Annotated in this window: 1 protein-coding gene; it reads left to right on the forward strand. The window is 70.4% G+C overall.

Annotated elements, in window-relative coordinates; all coding sequences use genetic code 11:
* Positions 1-443: 443 nt before the first annotated feature.
* Positions 444-913 (forward strand): hypothetical protein (locus BN903_RS17530; protein WP_048077872.1); only part of this gene is annotated, 470 nt, incomplete at its 3' end.

Raw genomic sequence — 913 nt, forward strand, 5'->3', positions numbered from 1 at the left:
GAACGGTCGACGCGGGCCGACGCGGTCGACGACCCAGGCCCGCGACCGGGCTGAAGACGACGATCAGCGCGCCGTGAGTCGTGATGATGAGTCCCGCGAGCGACTCCGACACCCGAGGTTCGCTGAATCGCGGGGACGATCGGACCGAGTATCGCGCCCGCCATCACGGTCAGCGTCGCCGACGCGAGGATCACCCACAGGGTCGCGCGCGTCTCCGACGAGGGTGCCATCGACTCGCGTTCGGGCGGTGACCGACAACACCCTTGCGATCAGTCGTATTTCGTCCCGTTCTCGCCGGGAAATTTACGTCGCCGGCCGTCCGAACATGAAACGTCCATGCGATCGCTCCCCTCGCTCTCCAACCGCTCCTCCCCCGTCGACCGCTCCTCGCTCTCCGACTGTCCCTCACCCTCCGATCGCCCCTCGCCCACCTTCCGGAGCGGATGAGCCGAGGCGGCACCTGGTCGTTCCCGACCGCCACGGGGCGCGTCGAGGTCGCCCCGGACGAGATCCGGGTCCGGCGACGGCTGCGGACCGCCGTCGATCAGGCCGGACGGGCGCTCGCGAGGGGTCGGCTCGATCCCCTCACAGACGCGTTCGGCTGGTCCGGCGTCGGGGTCCTATTCACCGTCCTCGGCGCGATTCCGCGGCTCCTGTCGGTCGGCGACGGGAGCGAGGCCCTCTGGGTGGCGGGGATAGCGGGTGTCACGGTCGTCGGAACTCTCGCCGCGTCGATAGTGGGGGGCCGCCGCACGACGGTGCCGCTTCGCGCCGTCGAACACGTGGAGTTCGACGGTGACGAGGTGGTCGTGGTTCACGAGTCGGACGACGAGGGAGACGACGAGCTAACCGAGACGGAGATCCGGCCGCGATCGGACGACGCGCGCGCCGACGCCGCGCTCGCGCTCCGGCT

The organism is Halorubrum sp. AJ67, from assembly GCF_000513435.1.